The organism is Micromonospora sp. WMMD967, from assembly GCF_029626165.1.
GTDB lineage: Bacteria > Actinomycetota > Actinomycetes > Mycobacteriales > Micromonosporaceae > Micromonospora > Micromonospora taraxaci.
The window spans coordinates 6,362,078-6,378,616 of sequence record NZ_JARUBK010000001.1; the positions used below are offsets into that span (position 1 = coordinate 6,362,078).

A 16,539-nucleotide genomic window follows, 5' to 3' on the forward strand; every position below is an offset into this window, starting at 1 on the left:
CCGCGACCCGCGCGGTGTTGCCCGGATCGTGACCAGCCGAGGGGCGGTGTCAGGTCGTCGGGGTCGACTCCACGGCCTCGTCGGCTTTCGTGTCGTTGTCGAGGGCGGCGAGGATCGCCTCGGCGGTACGCCGACCCACGCCGGGCACTTCGATGATCTCCTCGACCGTCGCGGCGGAGAGCCGCTTGAGTGAGCCGAAGTGCCGCAGCAGCGCCTTGCGTCGTACCTCGCCGAGGCCGGGCACGTGGTCGAGCGCCGACTCGGTCATCCGCTTCGATCGACGTTGCCGGTGGAAGGTGATGGCGAACCGGTGGGCCTCGTCGCGGACGCGTTGCAGCAGGTAGAGACCTTCCGACGTGCGCGGCAGGATGACCGGGAACTCGTCGTCGGGCAGCCAGACCTCCTCCAGCCGCTTGGCGAGCCCGCACAGCGCCACGTCGTCGATGCCCAGGTCGGCGAGGGCCTGCGCGGCGGCCGCGACCTGCGGGGCGCCGCCGTCGACGACCACCAACTGCGGGGGGTACGCGAACTTTCGCGGGCGGCCGGTGGTCGGGTCGATCAGGACACCGACCTGCGGCTCGACAGCGTCCTCCGGAGTGCTCGGGTCGTCGGCGGACTCGACGCCCACCTCACCCGTCTCGGCCCGCGCGTCCAGGTAGCGGGCGAAGCGGCGGCGCAGCACCTCGGACATCGCGGAGAGGTCGTCGGTGGCGCCACGGACGATGAACCGCCGGTATTCGCTCTTGCGGGGCAGCCCGTCCTCGAAGACCACCATGCTGGCCACCACGTCGGTGCCCTGGATCTGGGAAATGTCGAAGCACTCGATGCGCAGCGGTGAGGTGCGCATGCCCAACGCCTCGCTGATCTCGTCCAGCGCCTTGCCCCGGGTGGTGAGGTCACCGGAGCGCTTCAGTTTGTGCCGGGCCAGCGCGTCCTTGGCGTTGCGCTCGACGGTCTCCATCAGCGCGCGCTTGTCACCGCGCTGCGGCACCCGCAGCGACACCCGGCTGCCCCGGTGGTTGGAGAGCCATTCCGCCAGCGCGTCGGCGTCGGCGGGCAACTCGGGCACCAGCAGCTCCCGGGGCACGTCGGCTTCGCCGTGCTCGCCGCCGTACACCTGGGTGCAGAAGTGGTGCACCAGGTCGCCGGTGGTGAGGTCCTCGGTCTTCTCCACCACCCAGCCGCGCTGGCCGCGGACCCGGCCGTCGCGGACGTGGAAGACCTGCACGGCCGCTTCGAGGGGGTCGTCGGCGAACGCGACCACGTCGGCGTCGGTGCCGTCGCCCAGCACCACTGTCTGCTTCTCCATGGCGCGGCGCAGCGCGGCGACGTCGTCGCGTAGACGGGCGGCCCGTTCGAACTCGAGCTGCTCGCTCGCCTCGGTCATCTCGCGTTCGATCTTGCGGACCATGGTGTCGGTGCGCCCGGCCATGAAGTCGCAGAACCCGTCGACGATGGCGCGGTGTTCGTCGGCGGAGACGGTGCCGACGCACGGCGCCGAGCACTTGCCGATGTAGCCGAGCAGGCAGGGGCGACCGACCTGGCCGGCCCGCTTGAAGACACCCGCGGAGCACGTGCGGGCGGGGAACACCCGCAGCAGCAGGTCGAGGGTCTCCCGGATGGCCCAGGCGTGCGAGTACGGACCGAAGTAGCGCACCCCCTTGCGCTTGGCGCCACGCATCACCTGTAGCCGCGGGTATTCCTCGTTGAGGGTGACGGCCAGGTAGGGGTACGACTTGTCGTCGCGGTAACGGACGTTGAACCGGGGGTCGTACTGCTTGATCCAGGTGAACTCCTGCTGGAGCGCCTCGACCTCGGTGGCGACGGTGATCCAGTCCACCGACTCGGCGGTGGTGACCATCTGGCGCGTGCGCTCGTGCAGGTTCCACACGTCGCCGAAGTAGGAGTTGAGCCGGCTGCGCAGGTTCCTCGCCTTGCCGACGTAGATCACCCGGCCGGTGCCGTCGCGGAAGCGGTAGACCCCCGGGAGCTCCGGGATGGTGCCGGGTGCGGGGCGGTAGGTCGAGGGGTCAGCCACGTCAGCAAGCCTAGTCCGCGGCACCGACAGCCCGGCGCAAGCTCTAGATCGACTCGGTTTCCGGGAGGTCGGGGTGTCGCCGCGTCACAAACACCCCGACCTCCCGCAACGCGAGTCGATCACATCGCGCGGGTCAGGCCAGGGAGATCTGGTCCCCGGTGACCTTGATGTCCTTGGGCGGCAGCGGCTTGGTGGCCGGGCCGGCCTTCACCGAGCCGTCCTCGATCGAGAACTTGCTGCCGTGGCAGGTGCAGTTGATCGTGCCACCGTCGATGTTCGACACCGGGCAGTTCTGGTGCGTACAGATCGGGCTGAAGCCCTTGAACTGGCCGGCGGTGGGCTGGGTGATGACCACGCCCTCGGCGGCAAGGATCTTGCCGCCACCGACCGGGATGTCGGCGGTGGTGGCCAGCGACTGGGCGTTCTGCCGGTCGCCGCCGCCGGCGTCACCGGTGCTGGGGACGGCCGGGCCTCCGCTGGTGGGGGCGTCGCTGCCGCTGCCGTCGTCGCTGCCGCAGGCAGCCAGGACGACGGCCGCGCCGACCGCCCCGACGCCGGTGAGCAGGGTACGGCGTGTCTGCGTACCCGGACCGGTCAGCGCCTGATCGTCACTCATGCCTCGCCTCTCTCTAGCCCGCTGCGCCGGTCAGAAGCCGGCCACACTTCTCCACACGGGCAACTGTGCCGGATGGTTCATCCCGGCATCTAAGCGACCCGGGAAATAGGACGGGCGGGCCGGACCAGCCCCACCCGTGCCGTGCGCACACGCGTGGAACCGACCCGACCCGCCCAACGACCACGCACCGACAGGTCAGCGCGCGCCGGCCGGCACCTTTCGGCTGGCCCGCGCCTTGGTCGCGCCGTTGGCTTTGGCGGCACGGTTGGTGGCGGCGGCTGCGCCCTTGGCCTTCCCGTCGAGCTTGAGCACCTGGCGCAGGAACTCACCGGTGTGGCTCTCGGCGACCTCGGCGACCTCCTCGGGCGTGCCGGTGGCGAGCACGGTGCCGCCCCGGTGGCCACCCTCCGGACCCATGTCGATCAGCCAGTCGGCCGACTTGATCACGTCTAGGTTGTGCTCGATGGTGATCACGGTGTTGCCCTTGTCGACCAGACCTTCCAGCACCATCAGCAACTTGCGGATGTCTTCGAAGTGCAGACCGGTGGTCGGCTCGTCGAGCACGTAGACCGTCCGGCCGGTGGAGCGCTTCTGCAGCTCGGACGCGAGCTTGACCCGCTGCGCCTCACCTCCGGAGAGGGTGGGCGCGGGCTGACCGAGGCGTACGTAGCCGAGACCGACGTCGACAAGGGTCTTGAGGTGCCGGTGGATGGCCGGGATGGCGGAGAAGAACTCGGCGGCCTCCTCGATCGGCATCTCCAGCACGTCCGAGACGGTCTTGCCCTTGTAGTGCACCTCGAGGGTTTCCCTGTTGTACCGGGCGCCCTTGCAGACCTCGCAGGGGACGTACACGTCGGGTAGGAAGTTCATCTCGATCTTGATCGTGCCGTCGCCGGAGCACGCCTCGCAGCGCCCGCCCTTGACGTTGAACGAGAACCGCCCCGGGCCGTACCCGCGGACCTTCGCCTCGGTGGTCTCGGCGAAGAGCTTGCGGACGTGGTCCCAGACCCCGGTGTAGGTGGCCGGGTTGGAGCGCGGCGTACGGCCGATGGGCGACTGGTCCACGCCGACGACCTTGTCGACGTGCTCCAGGCCGGAGACCCGGGTGTGCCGGCCGGGCACCAGCCGGGCACCGTTGATCTGGTTGGCGAGCACCGCGTACAAGATGTCGTTGACCAGCGTCGACTTGCCCGAGCCGCTGACCCCGGTGACCGCGATCAGCTGCCCCAGCGGGAACCCGACGGTCAGGTTGCGCAGGTTGTGCTCCCGCGCGCCGTGCACCACCAGCTCCCGTGCCGGGTCCTGCGGGCGACGGGTCGACGGTGTCGGGATCGACCGCTTTCCGGACAGGTACGCCCCGGTGATCGACTCCTTGTTCTTCAGCAGCGCGGGCACCGAGCCGCTGTGCACGATCTTGCCGCCGTGCTCACCCGCGCCGGGCCCGATGTCGACGATCCAGTCGGCGACGCGGATGGTGTCCTCGTCGTGCTCGACCACGATCAGCGTGTTGCCCAGCCCGCGCAACCGGAGCAGGGTCTCGATCAGCCGGTGGTTGTCACGCTGGTGCAGCCCGATCGACGGCTCGTCCAGCACGTAGAGCACGCCCACCAGGCCGGAGCCGATCTGGGTGGCGAGTCGGATGCGCTGCGCCTCGCCGCCGGACAGGGTGCCGGCCGGCCGGTCCAGGGAGAGGTAGTCCAGACCGACGTCGAGCAGGAACCGCAGCCGGGCGTTGATCTCCTTCAGGACCCGCTCCGCGATCAGCTTCTGCCGGTCGCTCAGCTCGATGCCGGCGAGCAGGTCGGCGCACTCCCCCACGGAGAGGTTGCAGACCTCGGCGATGCTCTTGCCCGCGAGGGTGACCGCGAGCACCTCGGGCTTGAGCCGGGCGCCCCCGCACGCCGCGCACGGCACGTCGCGCATGTAGCCCTCGTACTTGTCGCGGGACCACTCGGATTCGGTGTCGGAGTGCCGGCGCTCGATCCACTGCACCACGCCCTCGAAGCCGGTGTAGTAGGAGCGCTCGCGGCCGTACTTGTTGCGGTAGCGCACGTGCACCTGGTCGTCGGACCCGTGCAGGATCGTCTTCTGCGCCCGTGCCGGCAACGCCCGCCACGGGGTGTCGATGTCGAAGTGCTGGGCCTCGCCGAGCGCCTCCAACAGGCGCAGGAAGTATTCCAGGTTGTGCCCGGTGGACCAGGGCTGGATGGCACCCTCGCGGAGGCTGCGCTCCGGATCGGGGATCAGCAGCTCCGGGTCGACCTCCTTCTTGGTGCCCAGACCCGTGCACTCCGGGCAGGCCCCGTACGGCGCGTTGAAGGAGAAGACCCGGGGTTCGAGATCCTCGATGGCGAGCGGGTGGTCGTTGGGGCAGGCCAGGTGCTCGGAGTAGCGGCGCTCCCGGTCCGGGTCGTCCTCCGGGAGGTCGACGAAGTCGAGCAGCACCAGGCCGCTGGAGAGACCCAGGGCGGCCTCGACCGAGTCGGTCAGCCGCTGCTTGGCGCTGGGCTTGACGGTGAGCCGGTCGATCACCACCTCGATGGTGTGCTTCTCCTGCTTCTTGAGCTTCGGCGGCTCGGTCAGCGGGTGCACCACGCCGTCGACCCGGGCCCGGGCGTAACCCTTGGCCTGCAACTCGGCGAAGAGGTCGACGTACTCACCCTTGCGGCCGCGGATGACCGGCGCGAGCACCATGAACTTGGTGCCCTCGGCCATCGCGAGGACCCGGTCGACGATCTGCTGAGGGCTCTGCCGGGAGATCCGCTCGCCACAGACCGGGCAGTGCGGCTCGCCGATGCGGGCGAAGAGCAGACGCAGGTAGTCGTAGACCTCGGTGATCGTGCCGACTGTCGAACGCGGGTTGCGCGAGGTGGACTTCTGGTCGATGGAGACGGCGGGACTCAGGCCCTCGATGAAATCGACGTCCGGCTTGTCCATCTGGCCGAGGAACTGCCGGGCGTACGACGAGAGCGACTCGACGTACCGGCGCTGGCCCTCGGCGAAGATCGTGTCGAAGGCCAGGCTCGACTTGCCCGACCCGGACAGCCCGGTGAACACGATGAGTGCGTCCCGGGGCAGGTCGAGACTGACGTCACGCAGATTGTGCTCGCGCGCGCCACGGATGATCAGTCGGTCGGCCACAGTGCGTGTACTCCCGGGAGAAGACGAAGCGAAGAATGTGTCCCGCTCTGGGTGATTTGAGCGGTCGTACGGGCGCGGAAAACACGCCTCGGCAACTCTAGCCCCGAGGTACGACACTTTCCCTCGCCAGCGCATTCCCCCAGTTCAGCCCGGTCGGCCGCAACGCTCCGAGGCACGTCGGCCGCGCCCGGGCCACCGGGCACCGGGCACCGGGCACCGGGCACCGGGCACGACACCCCCGGGTGCGCCGCGCGGGAGCAGGGCCCGAGGCGAGCGACAGCCCACGTCCGTCGCCGAGCGCGTGGACCGCACCCGCCGAGCGTGTGGACCTGCACCCCCGCCGAGCATGTGGACCGCACCCCGCCGCGCTTGCGGGTTGATCCACTCCGCTTCGCCGAAGTCGGCGTATCGCCGGCACTTGGATACCGCGATATCGGCGAACCCGAGTGGATCAAGGCGAGTGCACCTCGCCGACCGGGGAGGATCGCCCCGTCAAGCGAGGTTCGAGCGGCGGTCGGGGTCACCCAGGTGGTGCAATCGGGGGTCGTTCTAGCTGGCACGGCGACAGCCCGCCGGCCACGCGGAGCGCAAGGCTCGGCGCGACCGGCGAACCGGCTCCCAGCCGTTGGCCCCGACGGCACCAGACGCCACCGACGGCACCAGACGCCACCGACGCCAGCAGAAGCCCTCGACGCCAGCAGAAGCCCTCGACCCCAGCAGAAGCCCTCGACCCCAGCAGAGGGCCCCGACGCCAGCAGAGGGCCCCGACGCCGGGGAGGCCGGTCAGTAGCCGCCGGGCGTCGGCGGGCGGGCCGCACGGCGTCGGGCCGACCGCCAGCCGCCGCGCCGCTCCGCCGCCACCCGCGCCTCCCGCCGTCGGCTCTCGTGGGCCACCTCCCCCTGCAGCCGCCGCCAGCTCTCCCACCGCCGGGTGGAGAGTTCGCCGGCGTGCAGCGCCTCCCGGACCGCGCAGGCGGGCTCCCCGTCGTGCCCGCAGTCGGCGTACCGGCAGCCCTCGGCCAGCCCGGCGATGTCGGCGAACGCCCGGTCGAGCCCGGCCACGCCGTCGAGCAGGCCGACCGCCCGGACACCGGGCGTGTCGATCACCGCACCCCCGCCGGGGATCGGTACGAGGGCCCGCCAGGTGGTGGTGTGCCGCCCCTTGCCGTCGACCCGGCGGATCGCCTGCGTCGGCATCGTCACGGCGCCCGCAAGCGCGTTGACCAGGCTCGACTTGCCCGCGCCGGAGGGCCCGAGCAGGCCGAGCGTGCGGCCCGGGGTTACCTCGGCGCGCAGCGGGTCCAGCCCGACGCCGCGCTCGGCGCTGACCGGCAGCACCGGCACGCCGGGCGCGACAGCGGCGAGTTGGCGGGCCAGCGCGGCCGGGTCGGCCGCGAGGTCGGCCTTGGTCAACACGACCAGCGGCCGCGCACCGGACTCGTGGGCCAGGGACAGCAGCCGTTCGATTCGGCCCACGTCGGGCTCGGGGTGCACCGGCTCCACCACGGCAGCGGCGTCGAGGTTGGCGGCCAGTACCTGCCCGCTGGCGTCCTTGCCGGCGGTACGCCGGACCAGCGCGCCCCGGCGCGGCAGCACACCCTCGACGGTGATGCGACGGTCCGGCCAGTTGGTGAGCAGAACCCAGTCTCCGGCGCAGGGCAGCGCGGACGGATCCCGGGCGGCGGCGGCCAGCACCGCCCCGCCCAGGCTGGCCCGGACCGGGCCGGCCGCGGTGAGTACGGTGCAGACCCCCCGGTCCACCCGGGCCACCCGACCCGGGCGGTGCTCAGGGCGTCGCTCGGCGTAGGCGGCTCGCTCGGCGTACGCCGCTCGCTCGGCGTCCCAGCCGAGCGCGGTCAGATCGATGGTCATGGCATCCTCATCGGTGTCGAAGCAGGTGATGGCGGAACACGCGTGCCACGTCCGGCATGATCACCACCTCCGTCCGATGTCCCGGTGCCGCGTCTGCCGCTGACGGTAGGTCCCGGGCCGACGCGCCGAAAGCGATTTCCCCGGCGACGCCGTGACGGCGGACCGCTAGGGTCGACGGGTGACCACGGATCCGCTGTTGCTGATGGGCGAGGTGGACGCGGCCACCAGCCGGCTTCTGCGTACCGCCGCTTCTTTGGACGCCGCGGACCTGGCCGCGGCGTCGCTGCTGCCGGGTTGGTCGCGCGGCCACGTGCTGGCGCACCTGGCCCGCAACGCGGACGGCTTCGTGAACCTTCTCACCGCGGCCCGCACCGGGCGGGACCTGCCGATGTACGCCTCACTGGAGGTCCGCGCGACGGACATCGAGACCGGTTCGGGCCGCCCGCCCGCCGAGCACCTGGACGACCTGCGGCGCACCGCGGACCTGTTCGCCGAGGCGGTCGCGGCGATGCCGGCCGAGGCGTGGGCGGCGACGGTGCAGGCGCGCAGGGGCCCCTGGCCGGCCGCGCTGCTCGTCTGGGGCCGTCTCCGCGAGATCGAGGTGCACCATCTCGACCTGGCCGCCGACTACCGGGCCGCGGACTGGTCGGAGACGTTCACCCACCGGCTGCTGCGTGAGGCGGCCAGCCACCACGCCATGGGGCCGACACCGCCGTCGGTGGTGCTGCGCCTCGACGGCAGCGCGCACGAGGTGGTCATCGGTGACCGGGACGGCGCCCCGATCGTCGCCGGTCCCGCGCCCGACCTCGCCGCCTGGCTGATCGGCCGCGCCGACGGCGCCCCGCTCTCCGTCACCCCTGACGGTCCCCTGCCTACTCCACCGGAATGGATCTGAAAACGTCATGACTTACAGCGGAGACGTCACCCACGGCGGACCGCCGGCGGTACGCGAGCTGGACGGGCTCACCATCAGCAAGCTGTCGGTGGGTCCGATGGACAACAACGCCTACCTGCTGCGGTGCACGAGCACCGGGGAGCAGGTGCTGATCGACGCCGCCAACGAGGCGCCCCGACTGCTGGAGCTGGTCGGTGACGGCGGGCTCACCGCGGTGGTGACGACCCACCAGCACATGGATCACTGGGTGGCGCTGGAGGAGGTGGTCGCCAAGACCGGCGCCCGGGCACTGGTGCACGCCGACGACGCTTCCGGCCTGCCGATCGAGGCGGAGCGTCTGTCCGAGGGCGACACCGTGTCGGTGGGCGACTGCGCGCTGGAGGTCATTCACATCAAGGGGCACACTCCGGGCTCGATCGCGCTGCTCTACCGCGACCCCGCCGGCACCCCGCACCTCTTCACCGGTGACAGTCTCTTCCCGGGTGGCGTTGGTAACACCGACAAGGACCCGGAGCGCTTCGCCGCGCTGATCGACGACGTCGAGCACAAGCTGTTCGACCAGTTGCCGGACGACACCTGGTTCTATCCGGGCCACGGCAAGGACAGCACCCTGGGCGCCGAGCGCCCCGCCCTCCCCCAGTGGAAAGCAAGAGGCTGGTAAACCCCAAACAAGAAGAACCCAACGTCGACCGGTAACCACCAAGATCAAAACCCCACCGACGGCCGCGGCACCAGAAGACGTAGGTCAACCACAACGGGGGCGGGGGCCCGCCGTGCCCGGCGCAGGGATCAAGCCTGACCGCCCGGAGCCGGGCACGGCGGGCCCCGCCCCACCACCGCAACCACTAACCACCAACAGCAAACAGCCGCCGCCGCGCCCCCAGCAACACGACGGAAGCCAACACCACCCCGACCCCCATCGTGATCACGAGCGGGCTGGGCTCACCGGGCAGCAGCCCGGCGATGGACCGCGCCGCGGTGCCCAGCGCGAGGTAGAGGCCGGCCCAGGCGGCCGCGCCGAGCGTGGCGCAACCGAGGAACCTGCGGTACGACATCCGCAGCCCACCGGCGGCCAGCGGAAGCAGGGCGTTGAACACGGGCAGGAACGGCGCGACGACCATCATCCGGCCGCCACCACGACGCAGGATTCCCTCCGCGGCGGCCCAGCGTGCCTCGCCGATCCAGCCACCGATCCGGCTGTGTCGTAGCTGCTCGGCGTAGCGGCGGCCGATCAGGAAACTCAGCGACCAACCGGCCAGGCAGCCGACCAGAACGGCGGCGAAGGTGGCCAGGCCGGTGGCCGGGCGGCCCACCCCAACGGCGGCGAGGATCGCCACGTCGCCGGGGACCAGAACACCCAGCAGGGGTACGGCATCGAAGAGCATGACGAGCCCGAGCGCACCCATCAGCAGCAGAACAGGCAGTTCTCCGATCTGGGCAAGCCATTGCGTCATGCCTCGTACGCTATGACCGCCGCACCACTTCGGACATCCGGTTGTTGCCCCCAGCCACCCCTGGCTTCCGTCTCGGGGTCGCCCCTGAGGCGCCGCGGGCGCTCAGACGGGTCGCAGCACCTGCACTCGGCGTAGTGGCGAGTCGACCGACGGTTCGGTGGTGGGCACCGGATAGTCGGCGAGCACCGTCAGCCGGTCGACCGGCAGGTGCTCCCGGCCGGGGTCACCGACGAGCACGTCGGCGCCCGCGGCGGCGATCCGTTCCAGGAACGGCAGCATCCGGTCGGCCATCGCACGGTCGTAGAAGACGTCCCCGGCGAGGACCAGGTCGGCTTCCGCGTCGAAGCTGTCGAGCAGGTCGTCCCCGACCGCGTCGACGGCGACCTGGTTGGCTCGCGCGTTGATGGTGACGGCGGCGACGGCGTACGGGTCGATGTCGTTGGCGATCACCCGCCTGGCTCCGGCCAGTGCGGCCGCGATGGCGACCAGTCCCGACCCGGCGGCGAGGTCGAGCACCCGGCGACCGGCGGCCAGCTCCGGGTGGTCCAGGAGGTGGCGGGCCAGTGCCTGGCCTCCGGCCCAGGCGGACGCCCAGTACGGCGCCGGCAGGGCGTGGCCGGCGCTGGCTTCCATCCGGGCCCACCAGACGATCGCGTCTTCGGCCAGGTGCAGCCGCACCTCGGGGACGAACGGGGTGGGGACCAGCCGGAGCCGGTCCAGGCCGGCGCCGGGAGCGTCGATTTCGCGCTCCAGCTCGGTCAGCGCGTCTGCTGCGGCACCCGTCATCGGCGCAAGCATGCCCCAGTGGGGCGAGGTCGGGGCGGCTTTCACGTGCCGGCGCGCAGAGTTCACTCGAAGACCTACGGCACTTCGGCCAGCAGATTGGGGTTTTGCCCGTTACTGTCGAACAGGTACGGGCGATCATCGGCCAGAGGCCGAGGGTCAGCCGCTTTGAACAGGGAGAGATGCATGGCAACCGGCACGGTTAAGTGGTTCAACTCGGAAAAGGGCTTCGGCTTCATCGAGCAGGACGGTGGAGGGCCGGACGTGTTCGTCCACTACTCCGCCATCGCGACGAGCGGCTACCGGGAGCTCAACGAGGGCCAGAAGGTCGAGTTCGAGGTGACCCAGGGGCAGAAGGGTCCGCAGGCGGACAACGTCCGCCCGATGTAGCTCCGTGCCGGTGACGGCGGCCGGGTTCCGGCCGCCGTCGCAGCGCACTCAAGACGCCACCGGGGCGGCGGGCAGGTCCCGCCGCCTCCGGATTGGCCCGATCAACAGGATCAACGGGGTGAACGCCTGCCAGGCGGCCATCACGAACACTGCTGTGCCGACGCCGTAGCGCGCGCCGATCACACCGGCCAGCACGGCCGCCACCGGGATCGTGCCGTAGTTGAGCAGCTGCATGCTCACCGTCACCCGGCCCAGCATGTGGTGCGGCGTGTAGGTCTGCCGGAAGGCGCCCTTGACCACGTTGCCGACGGCCACGCCGAGGCCGACCAGCACGCCACCGAGCGCTGGCCAGGTCAACCCGACGCCCGGCGCGGCCAGGGGGATGAGCAGGGCCGGCGGGCCGGCGAGCACCCCACCGATCAGCAGGGCCCGGGCGGTGCCCCAGCGCCGACCGACAGTGGTGGCCACCAGCGCCCCGACGATCCCCCCGGCGCTCATCACCCCGACCAGCGCGCCGACCAGGCCGGGTTCGAGACGCAGCTCGCGCACCAGGAAGACCACCAGGACGGCCTGGTAGCCGCTCAGCCCGAAGTTGCTGGCCGCGCCGAAGGCCGTCAGCACCCGCAGGTACGGGTCCCGGACGACGAAGCGCAGCCCTTCGACGATGTCCTGACGCAGTGACCGGGATCGGTCCGGTCGACGTACGCGTGGTTCACGGGTGCGGATCCGCAGCAGTAGCGCCGCCGAGGCGAGGAACGTGAGCGCGTCCAGCAGCAGGGCGGCGACGGCACCGGTGAGCTGGGCGATCAGGCCGGCGAGGCCGGGCCCGACGACGTGACTCGCGGTCTGCGTCGCCTGGAGTTTCGCGTTGCCCTCGGCTAGTTGCTCGGGCCGCAGCAGCACCGGCAGGTAGACCTGGTCCGCGGTCTCGAAGAAGACCCGCGCGGCGCCGGCGCTGAGGGCGACCACCAGCAGGTGGGCGACGGTGAGCCAGCCCAGCACGGCGGCGAGCGGCACACTGAGGAAGGCCGACGCGCAGAACAGGTCGCACACCACCATCACCGATCGGCGGGGCAGCCGGTCCACCCACGCTCCGGCCGGCAGGCCGATCAACAGCCAGGGCAGCCAGGCCGCAGCGGTGAGCACCGCGACCTGGAAGGTGCTGGCGTCGAGGACGGCGACCGCTACCAGGGGCAGCGCGACGGTGGTGACGTTGCTGCCGACGCTGCTGACCGTCTGACCGGCCCAGAGCAGGCGGAAGTCGCGGTGCCGCAGCAACCCGCCGGTCGGCTGGACGTCGAACTGCTGGCCGCGGGTGGCGGTGGTCACGGTCGCGCCGGTACGCCGTGGATGAACAGGAAGACCGGTCGGCGTTCGGCGTCGTCGTCGGGCAGGTCCCGGTCGGCCCAGCGCGTGAGGACCTCGTTCAGCTCGTGACTCAGCTCGGCCAGTTCGCCCGGCGTGAGGTGCAGCCAGCGGTCGGTGGAGAACGGCGCGTCTTTCCAGGTTGCCTGGCTGGCCTCGTCGGTGGCGTGCCAGGCCCGGGCCAGGGCGACGTGCCGGTCGAGGTTGAGCGAGGTGGCCGCGTCGGCGACCACCCGGGCTGCCGGGTCGGCGTCGAAGTCCGCGTTGGACCAGCGCAGGCCCCTGCTGACCAGCCGCCACCACCGCTCCCGCCGGTCCCGGGCCAGCTCGGGGGCCTCGGTGACCAGGTCCGCCGCGGCAAGGACCTTGAGGTGGTGGCTGACGTTTGCCGGCGCCTGGTCGGTGCGCTCGGCGAGCAGGCCGACGGTCGAGGGGCCGTGCACCTTGAGCACGTCCATCAGGCGGCGGCGGAGCGGGTGGGCCATGGCGGCCAGCGCCCGTGAGTCGGTGATCTGGCGTACGTCGGGGCTCTCCATACCCCCACCATGACATCCACAAGAAGTGTTGCGCAATACGTATTGCTCAATAATCGTTGCGGAAGTGCGGAGAGGGGCGACCCGGCGGCTACGGGCCGCCCCTCCGCTCAGGCGACGAGCCGGCGGGCCAGTTCGTCGGCGACCTGCTTGGCCATCGTGGGTGGGATGGCCGCGGCGATCTTCTCCGGCGTCAGCGAGGCCAGCACGCCCTGGACGATCGCCGGCTCGTCGGTGAAGTCCCGGTTGGACAGCGCGGTCAGCGCGGTCTGCAGGGCACTCACCTGCGCGGCGAGCGACTTCAGCGTCGGGTGCGCCGGGGTGTAGTTCGGCGTGGTGACGTCCTCACCCATCGCCATCCGGGTGTAGATCTGCCCGACCGGGTTGCGGCCGTCGAGCACGGTGAGGTTCTTGTGGACGGTCGCGAGCCAGTTGTGTTCTTCGGGGGTCATGTCGTCCTCCAGGAGTCCGATGGAGCTGAGGTAGCGGCGGAACAATGGCCGCTGGTCGCGACCCGCCTTGATCGCGTCACGAAAGAAACTGAAGTGCGTGTGCCAGCGGTGCGAGCTGTCGCCGCTGGTGCGCTTGCCGAGACGGTCCCACCGCTTCACAGTGGAGCCGTCCGGGCTGTAGATGATCTCGCGGATGTCCCGGGTGTCGGCCGCGTTCGCGGCGCACTGCGCCACGCACCAGACCGAGAAGCTGCGCAGAGTGTTGGTACGGCCACCGGAGCGGACGTCGAACTGGCCGACGTCCAGCGCCGCCGCGTCGAGGGTCAGACCAGCCCGGTCCCGGGGCGACTCGACCACCGAGTAGTCGTTGGCAACGACCCGGTCCGAGCCGCAGTGGTAGCCGCCCCGGTGGGCCGAGTCGCCGACGATGCCGACCTCCGCCGGATCCAGGTCGTCCGGGCCGGGGGCGTTGTCGAGGTGGGTGAGGAGCAGACTTCGAACGGCCAACAGATTTGCCGGGGCCCGGGTCATGGGGTCCCCCTCTCAATGGGAGCGAGGACCGGGCACAACGTCACACCGCGTACGCGGTGCTGGGCTTCGGACGAGCCCGGTCTGCTGGTGCACGGCGCCGGGCGTTGACTCCACCATAGCCCGCATTCGCCGTGAATGCCCAGCTCAGACGGGCTCTGTTCAGATTGGAGGTTGCGCCGGGGCAGAGTGGACGATCGGCAACAGCAGCGCCGAGGGGTGCTCTGGGTCATGCAGGACCTGCCGCCAGCCAGCACGCAGCGTCACCGCCGTACCGAGGGGTTCACCGGTGCCGGGGTTACGCGCCCAGCGCGGGTGGGCACCACCGGAGACCTGCACCCGCAGTCGGTGTCCGGCGGCGAACCGGTACGCGGTCGGCCAGAGCGACACCGACACCCGCAGCACACCGTCGGGATCGGCCGCAGGGCGCTCGGGTGTGACCCGCACCAGGCCGTCGCACACGTTCCACGAGCGACCTCGGCGGTCCACGTCGCACAGTCGAACGAAGACGTCCAGGTGCGGCAGTTCGGCGCGCACGTGGATCTCGGCGCGTACCGGGCCGATCACCTCGACCGGTGCGTTCAGCGGGGCGCTGGTGTAGGTCAGCACGTCGGGGCGGGCCTCGACGGGCCGGTTGTCCACCGGGCCGGCCCGCTGGGCGACGAGCAGCGGGCCACCCACCGACGGGGTCGGGTCGGCAGGGTCGTACCGGAACCCGTCCGGCGTCGACGCGACCGGCGGGCGCACCGCCAGCTCACCACCCGGATGCAGGTGCCAGGCGGTCTCGACGGCCGGAGGTGGCCAGTCCGGCAGGTCGCGCCAGCCGCCGCCGGCACCGCTGACGCGGATGCGCACGGGCGGCCGGGGTGGGACGGGCGATCGGGGCGCGGCCGTGAGGTGCTCGTCGAGCCAGGCCAGTCCCTCGCGCAGGGAGGCCACGAACAGGCCGGGGCTGCCGTGCGTCCACGGGCCGATCACCAGGCGCGGCCGCGCTCCGGTGGTGCGCAGCGTGGCGTAGTCGTCGAGCTGGGCGGGCAGGAAGATGTCGTGCCAGCCGGTGACCATGGCCACCGGTGCCCGCACCCGGGCCACCCGGTCGGCGAAGACCCGGGTCCGCCAGTAGACGGCGTCCGGATCGTGGTGGCGCAGCCACTCCTGGAAGAAGGGGATGGTCGCACCGGTGGCCACCTGGTCGGCGTCGGCCAGCGGCAGGTGTCGCAGCGCGGCGGCGAGCCGTGGTTGCCCACGTTTGAGCTCCCACTGCCGGGCCAGCCGGGGCACGGTCTGCGCGTGCAGCAACTCCGCCCAGGTCAGCACGGTGTCCAGGGCGAAGGACTCCCCCGCGTACGTCGAGTCCCGGGTGGCCGACGCGGTCACCACCGCGACCATCGCGCGCAGGTCCTCGTCGGCGTCGGCGGCGAGCGCCCACTGCGCGAAGCCCTGGTAGCTGACCCCGAACATGCCGAGTCGGCCGGCCCACCAGGGTTGGCGGCGCAGCCAGTCCAGGGTGTCCACTCCGTCGTCACGCTCGTGCACGAGCGGGGCGAACGTGCCGCCGGAGCCGTCGGTGCCGCGGCAGGCCTGGATGACCGCGTGCCGGCCCCGGGCGGCGAGCAGCCGTCCGAGCAGCCGCAGCGGTCCACCCCGCCCGTACGGGGTGCGGATCAGCACTGTGGGCGCGTCCCGGGTCGCCGGGGCGTAGTGGTCGGTGCGCAGCACCACACCGTCACGGGCCCGAATCGCGATGTCGCGGGTAACCCGCACCGGACCGGGTCGGGTGGGTGGTAGCCGCAGCGCGGCGGCGGCGAGGCGGGCGAGGAGCCGGTCCGGCACCGGTCAGCCCGTCGGGCGGCGGGGCGGCTCGGGGCGGGCGGCGCGTACGGCGTCCCGGTGGTCCCGCAACGACTCGCCCATCTCGGCCATGAACCGGTGCACGATCTCCAGCTCGTCGTCGCCGAAGCGCTCCATCACCGTGTCGGTACGCGCGCCGAGCGGCTGGAAGAACTCCATGGCGAGGGCGGCGCCCTGGTCGGCGTAGTGCAGCAGCACCTTGCGCCGGTCGACGGTGTCCCGGTCCCGGCGGATGTGACCGGCCCGCTCGAGCCGGTCGATCAGGGCGGTGACGGAGCCGGAGGAGAGGTTGAGCCGCTCACCGAGGCGACCGGGGGTGATCGGATCACCGAGCAGTTCGGCGTCCATCACGGCGATCAGCGCCTGCAGGTCGGTCGGGTTGAGCCCGTGCAGGTTGGCGAAGGCGTGGCCGACCTGCTGGGCGTCGGCCGCGTACCGCCGGAGGTTGTTGGTGATCTCCGCGACCAGCTGCTCGCGGCGCGTGTCGCGCCGCCGGTACATGCCGTGAGTCGCCACCTCGCGCCGCTTTCCCCCGTCGTCGGTCTCTCCGGGTTGCAGCATAGAACAGCCGTCGATAATCTCGGCTATCAAGATACTCGACTCCCAAAGGACCGAGAGGTC

The 16,539-nt window shown here is 71.5% G+C and carries 14 protein-coding genes; 3 read left to right on the forward strand and 11 right to left on the reverse strand.

The features are described from left to right. Positions 1-49: 49 nt before the first annotated feature. The 4 genes from uvrC to rsgA form a co-directional block, all read right to left on the reverse strand. Positions 50-2,038, reverse strand: coding sequence for an excinuclease ABC subunit UvrC (uvrC, locus tag O7631_RS28545; protein ID WP_278147106.1), 1,989 nt, complete (start codon positions 2,036-2,038; stop codon positions 50-52). Between the two features lie 133 nt (positions 2,039-2,171). After that, a complete protein-coding gene (locus tag O7631_RS28550) occupies positions 2,172-2,654 on the reverse strand; it encodes a Rieske (2Fe-2S) protein (RefSeq protein ID WP_278147107.1) in 483 nt (160 codons plus the stop codon). 195 nt (positions 2,655-2,849) lie between these two features. Further along, positions 2,850-5,795, reverse strand: coding sequence for an excinuclease ABC subunit UvrA (gene uvrA, locus O7631_RS28555; RefSeq protein ID WP_278147108.1), 2,946 nt, complete (start codon positions 5,793-5,795; stop codon positions 2,850-2,852). Between the two features lie 783 nt (positions 5,796-6,578). After that, positions 6,579-7,667 carry a ribosome small subunit-dependent GTPase A gene (rsgA, locus tag O7631_RS28560; protein ID WP_278147110.1) on the reverse strand — a complete coding sequence of 363 codons (1,089 nt, stop codon included), beginning with the start codon at positions 7,665-7,667 and terminating at the stop codon, positions 6,579-6,581. Positions 7,668-7,845: 178 nt separating this feature from the next. Here rsgA and O7631_RS28565 point away from each other — a divergent pair, with 178 nt between their 5' ends. Together O7631_RS28565 and O7631_RS28570 are read left to right on the forward strand one after the other, a co-directional pair. Continuing rightward, on the forward strand, positions 7,846-8,562 hold the full coding sequence (locus O7631_RS28565) for a maleylpyruvate isomerase family mycothiol-dependent enzyme (RefSeq protein WP_278147111.1): 717 nt from the start codon (positions 7,846-7,848) through the stop codon (positions 8,560-8,562). Positions 8,563-8,569: 7 nt separating this feature from the next. Beyond that, positions 8,570-9,223 carry an MBL fold metallo-hydrolase gene (locus O7631_RS28570; RefSeq protein WP_278147112.1) on the forward strand — a complete coding sequence of 218 codons (654 nt, stop codon included), beginning with the start codon at positions 8,570-8,572 and terminating at the stop codon, positions 9,221-9,223. A 184-nt stretch (positions 9,224-9,407) separates the two neighbouring features. On the opposite strand, the gene O7631_RS28575 is transcribed toward O7631_RS28570, so the two are convergent. Together O7631_RS28575 and O7631_RS28580 are read right to left on the reverse strand one after the other, a co-directional pair. After that, entirely contained in the window at positions 9,408-10,016 is a 609-nt protein-coding gene (locus O7631_RS28575; RefSeq protein WP_278147113.1) for a VTT domain-containing protein, read from the reverse strand. 102 nt (positions 10,017-10,118) lie between these two features. Then, on the reverse strand, positions 10,119-10,814 hold the full coding sequence (locus O7631_RS28580) for a 50S ribosomal protein L11 methyltransferase (protein WP_278148050.1): 696 nt from the start codon (positions 10,812-10,814) through the stop codon (positions 10,119-10,121). Between the two features lie 171 nt (positions 10,815-10,985). Here O7631_RS28580 and O7631_RS28585 point away from each other — a divergent pair, with 171 nt between their 5' ends. Beyond that, on the forward strand, positions 10,986-11,189 hold the full coding sequence (locus O7631_RS28585) for a cold-shock protein (RefSeq protein ID WP_007072071.1): 204 nt from the start codon (positions 10,986-10,988) through the stop codon (positions 11,187-11,189). Between the two features lie 48 nt (positions 11,190-11,237). On the opposite strand, the gene O7631_RS28590 is transcribed toward O7631_RS28585, so the two are convergent. From O7631_RS28590 to O7631_RS28610, 5 genes are all read right to left on the reverse strand, one after another. Continuing rightward, positions 11,238-12,518, reverse strand: coding sequence for an MFS transporter (locus O7631_RS28590; RefSeq protein ID WP_278147114.1), 1,281 nt, complete (start codon positions 12,516-12,518; stop codon positions 11,238-11,240). After that, on the reverse strand, positions 12,515-13,090 hold the full coding sequence (locus tag O7631_RS28595) for a metalloregulator ArsR/SmtB family transcription factor (protein WP_278147115.1): 576 nt from the start codon (positions 13,088-13,090) through the stop codon (positions 12,515-12,517). Before O7631_RS28595 ends, O7631_RS28590 begins: the two co-directional genes overlap by 4 nt. Before the next feature lie 107 nt (positions 13,091-13,197). After that, a complete protein-coding gene (locus O7631_RS28600) occupies positions 13,198-14,070 on the reverse strand; it encodes a hypothetical protein (protein ID WP_278147116.1) in 873 nt (290 codons plus the stop codon). Between the two features lie 159 nt (positions 14,071-14,229). Continuing rightward, entirely contained in the window at positions 14,230-15,900 is a 1,671-nt protein-coding gene (locus O7631_RS28605) for a CocE/NonD family hydrolase (RefSeq protein WP_278147117.1), read from the reverse strand. Positions 15,901-15,903: 3 nt separating this feature from the next. Further along, a complete protein-coding gene (locus tag O7631_RS28610) occupies positions 15,904-16,419 on the reverse strand; it encodes a MarR family transcriptional regulator (protein WP_278148051.1) in 516 nt (171 codons plus the stop codon). Between the last annotated feature and the right edge of the window lie 120 nt (positions 16,420-16,539).